The sequence below is a fragment of the Micromonospora sp. NPDC005205 genome, assembly GCF_040608275.1.
Lineage (GTDB): Bacteria > Actinomycetota > Actinomycetes > Mycobacteriales > Micromonosporaceae > Micromonospora.
Map to the genome: position 1 here is coordinate 849339 of NZ_JBEXHV010000001.1, position 13687 is coordinate 863025.

Annotated in this window: 10 protein-coding genes; all 10 read left to right on the top strand. The window is 71.7% G+C overall.

Annotated features, from left to right (window positions below):
- Nucleotides 1-6: 6 nt before the first annotated feature.
- The 10 genes from ABZU43_RS04065 (at nt 7) to ABZU43_RS04110 (ending at nt 13657) form a co-directional block, all read left to right on the top strand.
- Nucleotides 7-1176, top strand: a complete 1170-nt coding sequence (locus ABZU43_RS04065) for a siderophore biosynthesis protein (protein WP_355005059.1) — start codon at nt 7-9, stop codon at nt 1174-1176.
- Nucleotides 1173-2801 carry an IucA/IucC family protein gene (locus tag ABZU43_RS04070; RefSeq protein WP_355005060.1) on the top strand — a complete coding sequence of 543 codons (1629 nt, stop codon included), beginning with the start codon at nt 1173-1175 and terminating at the stop codon, nt 2799-2801. The genes ABZU43_RS04065 and ABZU43_RS04070 overlap by 4 nt, the downstream gene beginning before the upstream one ends.
- A complete protein-coding gene (locus ABZU43_RS04075) occupies nt 2798-4396 on the top strand; it encodes an IucA/IucC family protein (protein ID WP_355005061.1) in 1599 nt (532 codons plus the stop codon). Before ABZU43_RS04070 ends, ABZU43_RS04075 begins: the two co-directional genes overlap by 4 nt.
- On the top strand, nt 4393-5538 hold the full coding sequence (locus ABZU43_RS04080) for an alanine racemase (protein ID WP_355005062.1): 1146 nt from the start codon (nt 4393-4395) through the stop codon (nt 5536-5538). Before ABZU43_RS04075 ends, ABZU43_RS04080 begins: the two co-directional genes overlap by 4 nt.
- Nucleotides 5539-5749: 211 nt before the next feature.
- Entirely contained in the window at nt 5750-7045 is a 1296-nt protein-coding gene (locus ABZU43_RS04085) for a cellulose binding domain-containing protein (RefSeq protein ID WP_355005063.1), read from the top strand.
- Nucleotides 7046-7177: 132 nt separating this feature from the next.
- Nucleotides 7178-8296, top strand: coding sequence for a sensor histidine kinase (locus tag ABZU43_RS04090; protein WP_355005064.1), 1119 nt, complete (start codon nt 7178-7180; stop codon nt 8294-8296).
- Entirely contained in the window at nt 8293-8952 is a 660-nt protein-coding gene (locus ABZU43_RS04095) for a response regulator transcription factor (protein ID WP_355005065.1), read from the top strand. Before ABZU43_RS04090 ends, ABZU43_RS04095 begins: the two co-directional genes overlap by 4 nt.
- Before the next feature lie 105 nt (nt 8953-9057).
- The gene (locus ABZU43_RS04100) at nt 9058-11133 is read left to right on the top strand and encodes a multicopper oxidase family protein (protein WP_355005066.1); all 2076 of its coding nucleotides are present in this window, start codon (nt 9058-9060) and stop codon (nt 11131-11133) included.
- An 86-nt stretch (nt 11134-11219) separates the two neighbouring features.
- Nucleotides 11220-12665 (top strand): adenosylhomocysteinase, encoded by a 1446-nt coding sequence (gene ahcY, locus ABZU43_RS04105; protein ID WP_355005067.1) that lies wholly within the window; start codon nt 11220-11222, stop codon nt 12663-12665.
- 14 nt (nt 12666-12679) lie between these two features.
- Nucleotides 12680-13657, top strand: coding sequence for a carbohydrate kinase family protein (locus ABZU43_RS04110; protein ID WP_355005068.1), 978 nt, complete (start codon nt 12680-12682; stop codon nt 13655-13657).
- Nucleotides 13658-13687 lie beyond the last annotated feature (30 nt).

Here is a 13687-nt window from a genome sequence, read left to right on the forward strand (position 1 = left end):
GGCGGTATGCAGCTGTACCTGACCGCGCTCAACCCCACCGACGCGCTCCTGGACGGGTTACTCCCGGCGGCGGCGTCGCTCGGGCTGTCGGCGACCGTGCTGACCGACCGGCCCGCCGAATGGCCGGCCGACGTGCGGGTGGCGCGCTGCGCCGTCCGCGACCCGGCCGCTGTGGTAGCGGCGGCGGCCCCCGCCCGGCCCCTGGCGCTACTGTCCAACAGCGACCATCTCCAGGAGGCCACCGCGATCGCCGCCCGAAAGCTCGGCCTGCCCGGCAAGGACCCGGACGCCGCCCGTCTCTGCAAGGACAAGGCCGCGGCCCGCCGGGCGATCGCCGCTGCGGGCCTCGATCTGGTACGCACCGTCACCGTCGACCCCGGCGCCACGCCGGACGTGCCGACAGTGATGTACCCGGCGGTGGTCAAACCCCGCGAGGGAGTGGCCAGTGAGGACGCCTACCTGGTGACCGACAACGCCGAGCTGGTCGCCCGGGTCGCCGAGATCCGTGGCCGGCGGCCGGACGTGGCACTGGTGGTCGAGGAGTACCTCGCCGGTGAGCTGCGGACCTTCGAGACCCTCGGTGACGGCACCGAGCTGGCCTCCCTCGGCGGATGGCGCACCGGCCTCGGCCCGCCGCCGACCTTCACCGAGGAGAGCCTCGCCTGGTCGCCCCCGGCGGAGTTGGCACGCACCCGGTTGCGGGAGCGGCTCGACGCCCTCGGGGTCGGCTTCGGCGCCTGCCACGCCGAGTACGTCGTCTCCGACGGCCGGGTCCGGCTCATCGAGGTGAACTACCGTCTCATCGGCGACCGGATGGACCTGATCCTCGCCGACCTGCTCGGTGTGCCGTTGTTCGAGTACGTCATCCGGCTGCACCTCGGCGAACCGCTGGCCGCCCTCGGCCTGCCCCACACCGTCGACCGCTACGCCCGGGTCGAGTACGTCTGCGCGGACCGCTCCGGCCGTCTCGTCGCCGCACCGGGGCCCCTCGACACCGTCGACGGCGACGTCCGGCTGGGCTGCCGTCCGCTGCGCGAGGTGGGCCGCACCGCCGAGCACACCGGCACGAACCGCGACTACCTCGCCGTGCTGCACGGGATCGGCCCCGACGAGGCCACCGTCCGGCAGTCGCTGACCGGCCTCCGCGACAGCCTCCAGTGGACCATCGTCGGGTGAGCGACGACTGTGAGCGGGAGGTCCTCGCCCGGGTGCTCGACGCCCTGCTGCGCGAGGATCACCTCGGTCTGCGCAGCGCCGGCCGAGCGGACGGCCCCGGCTGGTGGCAGGTGCCGCACCCCGACGGACTGCTGCGCATTCCGGTCCGGGCGGACGGGTTCCAGCAGGCCCTGCGCAGCGCCGCGCCGATGGTGCTGCTGGTGACCCGCGCCGGCGAGACGCAGCGCGCGGAGACGCTGGACGGACTGTTGACGCTGCTCGCCCCGTACGACAACGCCGAGGCCGAGGCCGGCTGGCGGGACTTCGGCGTCGAGTGCCGCGCCGACCTGCGGGCCCGACGCCTCGCCGCCCGCAACCGGGCACGGGTGCTCACCGAGGTGGCCGCCGAACGCGCGCACACCCCGACCGGCCTGCCGGCGGCGCTCCTGGACGACGTGCTCGCCGCCCACCACGGCCACCCCGTCTACCCCACCGACCGGTGCCGGCACGGTCTTCGCGACGACGAACTGCTCCGGTACGCCCCGGAGCACGCCCCACGGTTCGCGCTGCGCTGGTACGCCGCCCCGGCCGACGACGTCCGACTCGCTGGCGAGCTGCCAGCGTGGTGGCCGAGCGCGCCGCGACCGGATCAGCTGCTGCTGCCAGCGCATCCGATCACTGTGGCCCGCGACGCGCTCGCGGTGGTCGACCTGCCGGTGACCCCGGTGCGACCCACCCTCTCCATGCGGACGGTGGCGCTCGACCACGACCCGTACCTGCATCTCAAACTGCCGCTGCCGACCGCGAGTCTCGGCGCGCGTAACCGACGCACGCTGCAACCGGGCTCGCTCGCCGACGGCGCGGCCGTCGCCGGGCTGCTCGACCGGATCGCCACCGCCGAACCCCGCTTCGCCGGCCGGATCCGGCACGCCGACGAGAGCACCTGGGCGCACGTCGACGGCGACGAGCGCCGCGGTTTCCTGCTGCGCCGATTTCCGCGCGACCTGGGCGGCGTCCAGGTGGTGCCGGTCGCGGCCCTCGCCGCCGCCGACCCGGCGGCGGGCACGGTCCTCGAACGGATCAGCCCGCAGCGGCCCGTCGCGCTGCTGGAGTCCTACCTGGACCTGCTGCTCGACTGGCACGTCTTCCTCTGGCTGCGCCACGGCATCGCGCTGGAGGCGCACCCGCAGAACATCCACCTGCTGGTCCACCCGGACGGCACTGTCGGCCTGCTCTACAAGGACAACGACGGCGCCCGGCTCGACAGGCGACACGACGGCGTGAACGGGCTCGCCCTGCACGACGACCGGATGTGGGCGCGCGACCCGCACGAGTTGGCCGACGTGTTCATCACCATCACCCTGCACCTGGCCGCCGCCGCGCCACTGGTCGCCCTGGCCGCCCGAGGACTGCCCGTGCCGACACCCGCCGAGGCGCTGGTGCCCCGGCTCGCCGCCGCCCGCGACCGGTGGGGCGACGGACCGGCGGTGCGGACCTTCACCGAGCAGGTCCTGCACGCCGCCCAGTTGCCCATCAAGGCGATGCTCACCGCCGGCACCCTGCTGCCCAAACAGCGGCTCGGCTGCACCGACATCAACAAGTACTACCTGCGTACCGGCCCGAACTACCTCCGGGAGACACGATGACGAGCGCCCAGCTGCGCTCCCGGCCGGCCACCGACACCGGTCAGCGCGCCGACCTGGCCGCCGCCCACGCCCTCTTCGGCTGCCTGCTGCGCGAGCTGGCCCCGCCGGACGGCACCCCGACCGTTGTCGACGGCGCGGTACGGCTGCTACTGCGGCACCTCGACGTCACAGTGCGCTGTGAGGTCGCGCGAACCTCGCCGCTCGGCGCGCACCGCTACAGCGGCCCGGTCCAACGCAGCACGGGCAGTGGACGGTGGAAGGACCTGGACGCGGACGGGTTGGCCGCCCTGGTCACGGCGGAACTCACCACCCGTACCGGCCTGGTCAACGACGAGTTCGCCGAGCAGGTCAGGGCCAGCCGGGACACCGTGGCCCGGCTGCTGGCCGACCGACCGGCCGAGGATCCAACCCCCACCGGTGAGCCCGCCATCGACGCGTACGTCGACTCCGAGCAGTCGTTGGTCTTCGGCCACCCGCACCACCCCACCCCGAAATGGCGCAGCGGCGACCCGGACAGTTGGCGGGCGTACGCGCCGGAGCTGCGCACCGCGTTCCGGCTGCACTGGCTGGCCGTACCGGACGACCTGACCGCCGACGCCGGGCCGTTCGATCCGCTGGTGGCCGCGCTCGACCCGCCACGTCCCCCGCGCGGGTACCGCGTCCTACCGGTGCACCCCTGGCAGCTGTCGCTGATCCCGCCCACCCACCCACGGCTGCGTGACCTGGGGGCGGCCGGTGTGCCGGTACGACCCACGGCGAGCGTCCGTACCCTCTACGCCCCCGAGGCCGACCTGTTCGTGAAGACCAGCCTGCACGTGCGGATCACCAACTGTCTGCGCAAGAACGCCCGCTACGAGCTCACCGGAGCGGTGGCGCTGACCGAGCTGCTGGCCCGGGTGCCGCTGCCGGACGGGGTGGGGCTGCTCGCCGAGCCCGCCTACCGCACTGTCGACGTCCCGGGCCCGGACGAGGCGTACGGGACGATCCTGCGCGGCGGTCTGCGTCCGCACCTGCGTCCCGGCGACACCCCGGTGCTGGCGGCGGCTCTGGCCGCGACGCCGCTGGTGACGTCGGATCCGGTGGCCTGGTGGCGCGCGTACGTCGGCCTGCTGGTGCCGGCGGTGCTGCGCAGCTGGCTCAGCCACGGCGTCGTGCACGAGGCGCACCTGCAGAACGTCGTCGTCGTGCTCGACCGGGATCACCATCCGGTACGCATGCTGCTGCGCGACCTGGAGGGGGTGAAGCTGGACGCCGACCGGTGGGACACCTGGTCGGACGGCGTCCCGGCGCAGGTCCGCTACGGTCCCCGGGCCGCCCACCGCCGGATCGTCTACTGCCTGTTCGTCAACCACCTCGGGGGGATCAGCGGGGCCCTCGCCGACGCGCGCTCGGGAATCGAACGGCAGCTGTGGCAGGAGGTGCGCGCCGTCGTCGAGGCGGTGGCCGCCGACCTCGGTGAGCCGGCGGAGCTGCGCGCGCTGCTGACCGGGGAACCGCTGCTGGCCAAGGCGAACCTGCTGGTCCGGTGGCGGCGTGACGCCGACCGGGCCGCGCCGTTCGTGCCGGTGCCGAACCCGATGGGTGGGCCACTATGACCCGACCGGTCTACGTCCACGACCTCGACGCGCTGGCCGGGCAGGCCAGCGCCATCCGGGCGGCGCTGCCCCGGCCGGTCGAGCTGCTCTACGCGGTCAAGGCCAATCCGGATGCCGGTGTGCTGCGCACCCTCGCGCCGATCGTGGACGGGTTCGAGGCGGCCAGCCGGGGCGAGCTGCGCAGGCTGGCGGAGGTGCTGCCCGGACGGGCGCCCGCCGCGTACGCCGGACCGGGCAAGACCGACGCGGACCTCGCCGCCGCTCTCGCCGCCGGGGTGCGCCGCATCCACGTCGAGTCCCCCACCGAGCTGACGCGACTCGGCGCGCTGGCCACCGCGGCGGGCCGGTCGGCCCAGGTGCTGCTGCGGGTGAACCTGCCTGTCGACGCGCCGGGCGCGAGCCTGGTCATGGGCGGTGGACCCAGCCCGTTCGGCATGGACCCGGCCGACGCGGTGGCGTGCGCCCGCCGCCCGCCCGCCGGCATCGACGTACGCGGAATCCACGCCCACCTGGCCAGCGGACTGGACGCACCGCTCGCCGCGACGGTCGCCGCCGCCGTGGTCGACTGGGCGGCGGCCGAGGTCGACGCCGCCGAGGTCGACGTCGGCGGCGGCATGACCGTCGACTACACCGACCCGGACGCGCGGTTCGACTGGCCGGGCTACGGCCAGGCCCTGGCGGACGTCCTCGACAGGCACCCGGGCGTGCGGCTGCGCATCGAGCCGGGCCGGTCGGTCACCGCCTACTGCGGGGCGTACCTCACCGAGGTCGTCGACGTGAAGCGTTCCTACGGCGAGTGGTTCGTGGTGGTGGCCGGTGGGACGCACCACCTACGGACTCCGGCGGCGAAGGGGCACGCGCAGCCGTTCACAGTGCACCCACGGCCGGGTGCCGGCGGCCCCCGCACCGACGGCGGGCCGGTCACCGTGGTCGGGCAACTCTGCACCCCGAAGGACGTGCTGTCCTTCTCGGCCACCGCGGGGCCGATCGGCGTGGGTGACGTGCTGGCCTTCAGCATGGCCGGGGCGTACGCCTGGAACATCAGCCACCGTGACTTCCTGCTGCACGAGCCCCCGCACTTTCGCGCCGGTGACCTGCACGAAGTGGCTGTCGAGTGGGCGGCCCGGCCGCTCGGGACGTGAGCCCGGGAGGCTCGATCGGCTCGGTGTGTTATCGATAACATGCTATCTTTCACCCGGGAGTGAAGGGCACGCTCCCGGTCACCCGAGCCAGCGGCGAAGACGCGCCGAGGGGCCCGCCCCCTCCCGCCGCCTTCCCGGTCGGTGACCAGTCCGGGCCCCCGTCGATGCCAGGCGACCCCTGTTGGTCGTCGAACGGCAAGGAGCCCCAGCAATGCTGAGACGTAGGTTCTTCCTCCCATCCATCGCGGCCGCGGCGCTTGTTCTCGCGGCCACCACCGGCGGCGTGTTGAGCGGCGGCTTCGGTGCGACGGCGGTGGCCGCCACCAACGGCACCCTCGCGGCGACCGCCGGCTGCGGCAAGGCCCCCACGCTCGCCAGCGGGACGCGGACGATTCAGAGCAGCGGACAGAGTCGTACGTACAACCTGCGGATCCCGGACGGTTACGACCGGAACCGCCCCTACCGGCTGATCTTCGGCTTCCACTGGTTGAACGGCTCGGCCAACAACGTCACCTCGGCCGGTTACTACGGGCTCCAGCCGCTGTCGAACAACAGCGCGATCTTCGTTGCCCCGCAGGGCCTCAACGCCGGCTGGGCCAACACCAACGGTCGGGACCTGACCCTCTTCGACGACATCTCCCGGCAGATCGAGAACGATCTGTGCGTGGACACCACCCAGCGCTTCGCCCTGGGCTGGAGCTACGGCGGAGCGATGAGTTACGCGGTGGCGTGCGCCCGGCCCACGATCATCCGCGCGGTCACCGTCCTGTCCGGCGCGAACCTCAGCGGGTGCAACGGGGGCACGCAGCCGGTCGCCTACTTCGGCATCCACGGCATCTACGACAGCGTGCTGAACATCTCCCAGGGTCGCCAACTGCGCGACACGTTCGTCCGAAACAACGGCTGCACCGCGCAGAGCCCACGGGAGCCGAGCCGAGGCAGCCTCACCCACATCACCACGACGTACGCGGGTTGCCGGGCCGGCTACCCGGTGCAGTGGGCGGCGTTCGACGGGGACCACACCCCGAGCCCGGTGGACGGTTCGGGCAGCCCCAACGACTCGCGGACCTGGACCTCGGGGGAGATCTGGAGGTTCTTCAGCCAGTTCGCGTCGACCACGCCGCCGCCGACCGACCCGCCGACCGACCCGCCGACCGACCCGCCCACTGGTCCGCCGACCAGCCCGCCGCCGACCGGGGGTCCCGGCACCTGCGCTGCCACCTACCGGACGACCAACACCTGGCCCGGCGGTTTCCAGGTCGAGGTGACAGTGGCCAACACCTCCACCGCGCCCTTGAACGGCTGGACGGTGGGCCTGACTCTGGCCAGTGGTCAGGCCATCAGCAGTCTGTGGAGTGGCATCAACACGGGCACCACCGGCAGCGTCACGGTCAGGAACGCCGCCTACAACGGCACAGTTGGCCCGAGCGCGTCGACCACCTTCGGGTTCACCGCCACGGGCAACGGTGCCACCGCGCCCAGCAGCGTCACCTGCACCAGCCCCTGAGTTCGGCAGAGGGAGGGCCCGGAGTCGACCGGCTCCGGGCCCCGCGGCTGAGCCGACGGGCCTTTGCGAACAGTTCACGGTAGGGAAGGGCCCTTCGCTGACGGACCGTGCGCGCGTCGTACCGTTGCGGACATGAACCCGGCCGTCAGGCGAATCGCGACCGATGCCCTCATCGCGGTCGTCGTCGCGGCCGTGGTGGCGGTGGCGATCCGGGTCGCCGACGAGCCCGGCGCCCGGCCGCCGGACGCGCGTGCCTACGCGATCGGCGCGGTGATCGGGCTGCTGCTGGTCTTCCGACGCCGCTGGCCGCTGCTGGTGCTGGTCGGCTCGGTCACCGCGCTGATGATCTACTACGTCCTCGAGTACCCGGGCATCCCGCCCGCCCTCCCGCTGGCCGCCGCCCTCTTCTCCGTCGCGGCCGCAGGCCGGTTCACCTGGGCGCTCGTCGTCGCCGGGTTCTTCGTCGTCCTTGAGCTGATCATGCGGTACACGCTGCTCGGCGAGGGTTTCTTCCCCGCTCTCTCGGCCACCCTCGAAGAGGGCTCGCTGCTCGCGGCAGTGGTGCTGCTCGCCGAGACGATCCGCACCCGCCGGGTCCGGCTGGCCGAGGCACAGCAACGTCTCGCTGTGATGCGCCAGGAGCGTCAACACGAGGTCGCCCAGGAGCGGCTCCGCATCGCCCGCGAGGTCCACGACGTACTCGGTCACACGATCGCCGCGATCAGTGTGCAGGCGAGCCTCGCCGACGACATCTTCGACAGCAAGCCGGCCGAGGCGCGGGCGGCGCTGCGGAGCATCCGGGGTGCGGCACGTGACGCCATGCACGAGGTCCGCTCGGCCATCGGCATGCTCCGCGACGCCGGTGAGGTACCCGATCTGGCGCGTGTCTTCGCGGTCGCCGAACAGGCCGGCGTGAAGGTGCGGTCGGGAATCGCGGGCACCCCGCGCCCGGTCCCGCCGGAGGTGGCGCTCTCGGTCTACCGGATCGTGCAGGAGTCGATCACGAACACCGTCAAGCACGCCGAAGCAACGACGGTCGACGTCACGATCGCCTACGCGGGCGACGCCGTCACAGTGGAGATCGTCGACGACGGGGTCGGGCCCGGGGCTGACCGGCGGGGGCACGGGGTGGCCGGCATGCGGGAACGGGCCATGGCCACCGGCGGATCCCTTGAGGCCGGGCCCCGGCCGGAGGGTGGGGGGTTCCGGGTGGCCGCGCGGCTGCCGGTCGAGGTGGGGGAGACAGCGTGACGATCCGGATGGTGCTGGCGGACGACCAGACACTCGTGCGGGCCGGCTTCCGGGGCCTGCTCGACCACAGCGACGACCTGGAGGTGGTCGGTGAGGCGTCCAACGGCGCCCAGGCTGTCGAGATGGTTGCCGCGACCCGGCCGGACATCGTGCTGATGGACGTGCGAATGCCGGTGCTCGACGGCGTGCGGGCCACGGCCGCGATCGTCGAGCGGTTCCCGGCCGTGCGGGTCATCGTCCTGACCACCTTCGAGCTCGACGAGTACGTCTTCGAGGCGCTGCGGGCCGGCGCGAGTGGCTTCCTGCTCAAGGACATCGAGCCCGACGAGCTGCGCCAGGCGGTGCGGGTGGTGGCCGGCGGCGACATGTTGATCTCGCCGCGGGTGACGAGCCGGCTGGTGGGCGCGTTCGTCAGCCAGGTCGCACCGACGCCCGTCGACGGCGGCCGGCTGGCGGTGTTGACCGACCGCGAGCGCGAGGTGATGAGCCTGGTGGCCATCGGGCTGACGAACGAGGAGATCGGACGCCGGCTGTCGATGAGCCCGGCCACGGCCCGTACCCACGTCCACCGAGCCATGGTCAAGCTCCGCGTCCGCGACCGCGCGCAACTCGTCGTCCTCGCCTACCAGACGGGGCTCGTCGCGCCCGGCAGCTGACTACGGCCCCTGTTTCCCGGGTGGTGCGGGCTACGGCGATTCCCGTACGCACCGGCCGGTCCTCGGCGGATGCCACGCGGTACGCAGCCTTCGTACGTTGGCGTCATGTTCGAGGTTGGAGAGAACGCCGACGGGATCCTGGCCGGGGTCCTGTTCCTGATCTGGCTGTCCGCGGCGATCCTCGCCACGCGGCTGGCCTGGCGGCCGACACCCGAGGCGCTGCGGAAGAGCGCCCGTCGGTTGCTGCGCCTGCTCGTCGCCGCGCTGGTGGTGCTGATCGTCAAGTGCGTCGCGATCGGGTTGATGCTCGCCGTCGACTGGATCTTTGCCGACAACCGCGTGATCGTGCAGATGCCGCTCCTGCTGCTGCCGATGTTGGCCGTCGCACTCTGGACCGTGCCGGGCCTGCGCGCCCTGGCCAGCCGCGACAACGCACCGGTCGACGCCGGGACGCGCTCCGCCGCCGCCGACCCTCGATTCGTCGTGCCGGTCCAGGTGACGGCCGTGGCGACAGTTGTCGGCGTCTACTTCGCGTACGTGTCCCGTCCGGTCCCGTCCTACCTCGACGACATCGCGACCCACTCCGCGCCGATCCTGCTGTCGGCGGTGGTGCTGTGGTTCTGGCAGGGGAGTCGCCTGCGGGTCGTCACCGCCACGGACTTCGCGCGCCGGGGCCGGCGGGCCCGCAATCTGCGCGCCACCGCGCAGGCCACCGTCGTGGTGCTGGTCGTCGCCGCCGCCATCACCTACGTGGCGCAGAGCAGCAGGCTGCCCGACCGGATGAGCATGATGTCGCACGACAACGTCGACTACGGCGGAGGCCCGTCGTTCGGTCACGGCGGTCATCGAGGGGTCTCCGTCGACGACCTGCGTGGGCCGCGGACCGGCAGGCCCGACAGGGCCTTCACCCTGACCGCGAAGAACGCGACGGTACGGCTCTCGTCGGGCGCGGAGATCGAGGCGCTGACGTACAACGGACAGTCGCCCGGGCCGGAGCTGCGGGTCCGCGAGGGAGACCTCGTCGAGGTGACGCTGCACAACGAGATTCCCGACGAGAACGTGACCATCCACTGGCACGGTCTCGACGTCCCCAACGGTGAGGACGGCGTGGCCGGCGCGACGCAGAACGCGGTGGAGCCGGGCGGCAGCTTCACCTACCGGTTCCTCGCCGAGCAGGTCGGCACCTTCTGGTACCACACCCACCAGAACCCACTGGAGGCGATCAGGCGGGGCCTGTTCGGCGCGCTGATCGTCGAGCCGCGCGGCGGACCACCACCCGGCGAACGGGACTTCGTCGTGCAGGCCCACGAGTGGCGTACGCCGACCGACGCCATCGTCTCGTTCGGCACGAGTGACACGCTGCAACGCCAGGAGGTCGCCCCGGGCACTCCGGTGCGGCTGCGTCTGGTCAACACCGACAACAACCCGTCCACCGACAGCCGTCCGCGGTCCCTGACGGTCAACGGCACACCGGTACGGGTGGCGGCGATCGACGGGGTCGACGTCAACGGTCCGACTCCGCTGACCGACCCGCGGTTGGGGCTGGCGACCGGTGGACGCTACGACGTGACGTTCACGATGCCGGCGGTCCCGGTGCGGCTGACGGACCTCGCCAACCGCGACGCCGGGCTGGTCCTGGCGCCACCGGGCGACACGTCGACGCCGAGGATCGTCGACGATGGGGACCGGTTCGACCCCCTGTCGTACGGCTCCGGCGGCTCGCGTCCCTTCGACGCCGGCTCGTCGTACGACCGCTCGTTCACCCAGCTCCTCGACGACCGGCTGTCCTTCTACAACGGGGGTCTCCACCTGGTGCCGATCATCAACGGGCACAGCTTCCCCGACACGCCGACGCTCATGGTCCGGGCGGACGACGTGGTCAAGGTGCGGATCGTCAACCGCAGCCACCAGAACCACCCGATGCATCTGCACGGCCATCACGCGTTGGTCCTGTCCCGCAACGGGGTCGCCGCGACCGGGTCACCGTGGTGGATCGACAGCCTCGACGTGATCCCCGGCGAGATCTACGAGATCGCCTTCACGGCGGACAACCCGGGTCTCTGGATGGACCACTGCCACAACCTCGACCACGCGGCCAACGGCATGGTGATGCACCTCGCCTACGAGGGCGTCACGTCCCCCTATGAGCTGGGTCGCGGCACTCCCAACCAGCCGGAGTAGACGGACCTGTCGCGTCTTCCGACCGAGCAAGTGCGCGGTTGAACCGAACTCCATCGGTTCTCGACACTGGTGGGGGAGGTGCGGACATGACTGGTGACTTCAGCGATTTCAAGGTGGCGGATCTGTCGCTGGCAGCCTTCGGGCGTAAGGAGATCGAGCTGGCCGAGCACGAGATGCCGGGTCTGATGTCGATCCGGAGGGAGTTCGCCTCGCGGCAACCGTTGAAGGGCGCTCGGATCACCGGCTCGCTGCACATGACAATCCAGACGGCCGTGTTGATCGAGACGTTGGTGGCGCTCGGCGCTCGGGTCAGGTGGGCGTCCTGCAACATCTTCTCCACCCAGGACCACGCGGCGGCGGCGATCGTGGTCGGCCCGACCGGCACCCCGGACGCCCCGGCGGGTGTCCCGGTCTACGCCTGGAAGGGCGAATCCCTCGACGAGTACTGGTGGTGCACCCAGCAGGCGCTGCTCTGGCCGGACGGCCAGGGCCCGAACATGATCCTCGACGACGGTGGTGACGCCACGCTGCTGGTGCACAAGGGCGCCGAGTTCGAGGCGATCGGCGCGGTCCCGTCGCCGGAGAGCGCGGACTCCGAGGAGTACGAGGTCATCCTCGGTGTGTTGACGCGGTCGTTGCGCGAGGACGACCGCCGCTGGACGCGGGTCGCGGCCGGGATCAGGGGGGTGACCGAGGAGACCACCACGGGCGTGCACCGGCTGTACGAGATGCAGCATGCAGGAAGCCTGCTCTTCCCGGCGATCAACGTGAACGACTCGGTGACCAAGAGCAAGTTCGACAACAAGTACGGCTGCCGGCACTCGCTGATCGACGGGATCAACCGGGCCACCGATGTGCTGATCGGCGGGAAGGTCGCCGTGGTGTTCGGTTACGGCGACGTCGGCAAGGGCTGCGCCGAGAGTCTGCGTGGTCAGGGTGCGCGGGTCATCGTGACCGAGGTGGATCCGATCTGCGCCCTCCAGGCGGCGATGGACGGCTACCAGGTCGCGACCATCGACGACGTGGTCGAGACCGCTGACATCTTCGTGACCGCGACGGGCTGCCTCAGCGTGATCACCAACGAGCACATGGCGCGGATGAAGCACCAGGCGATCGTGGGAAACATCGGCCACTTCGACAACGAGATCGACATGGCAGGTCTCGCGAAACGCGACGATGTCGAGCGGATCACCGTGAAGCCGCAGGTGGATGAGTGGCGCTTCGCCGACGGCCACTCGATCATCGTGCTGTCCGAGGGCCGGCTGTTGAACCTGGGCAACGCCACCGGTCATCCGAGCTTCGTGATGTCGAACAGCTTCGCCAACCAGACCATCGCGCAGATCGAGCTGTTCGCCAGGACCGACCAGTACCCGATCGGTGTCCACACCCTTCCCAAGCACCTGGACGAGAAGGTGGCCCGACTCCACCTCTCCGCGCTGGGTGTCCGCCTCACCGAACTGACGAAGGAGCAAGCCAGCTACCTCGGCGTCCCGGTCGAAGGGCCCTACAAGCCCGACCACTACCGCTACTGAGAGGGCCCGTCCGCATGATCGCCGTGTCCGGCTCGATCGCGACCGACCATCTGATGCGCTTTCCGGGGCGGTTCGCCGAGCAACTCGTCGCCGGCAGCCTCGACACCGTCTCGCTCTCGTTCCTCGTCGACGACCTCGTCGTCCGGCGCGGCGGGGTCGCCGCCAACATCGCCTTCGGGCTCGCCCAACTCGGGCACCGGCCGGTGCTGCTCGGCGCGGTCGGCGGTGACTTCGGCGACTACCGCAGCTGGCTGGAGCGGCACGGGGTCGACTGCTCGGAGGTGCAGGTCAGCTCCGTCGCCCACACCGCCCGGTTCATCTGCACCACCGACACCGACCTCTGCCAGATCGCCTCGTTCTATCCCGGCGCGATGGGCGAGCCCGACCGGATCAGCCTCGACGGTGTCGCCGAGCGCGCCGGAGGGCTCGGGCTCGTCATCGTCGCCGCGGAGAACCCGGACACGATGCTCGCCCGCGCCGCGGCCTGCCGTCGGCTGGGCCTGCCCTTCGCCGCCGACCCGTCACAGCAGTTGGCCCGGATGCCGTCGGCCGACATCGAGGCGATGATCGACGGCGCTGGCTACCTGTTGACGAACGAGTACGAGGCGGCGCTGCTGGAGTCGAAGACCGGGCTCAGCGAAGACGACATCCTGCGCCGCGTGGGTGTGCGGGTCGTGACGCTGGGCGCCAACGGGGTACGGATCACCGGGCGGGACGGCGACGTCCTGGTGCCGGCGGCCCGGGTGGGCGACATCGTCGACCCGACAGGCGTCGGCGACGGCTTTCGGGCCGGCTTCTTCGCCGCGCTCGCCGCGGACCTGCCCATCGAGCGGGCGGCGCAGGTCGGCTGTGTTCTGGCGGCGCACGTGTTGGAGGTCGAGGGTCCACAGGAATACACGATCGACGCGGACGCTTTCGAGCGCCGCCTCGTCGAGTCCTACGGCCCCGATGTGGCGGTGGATGTGCGCGCGCTCGGGCTGGCCCGGGTCTGACCGGGCCAGCGGGCCGAGCCGGAAGGCATC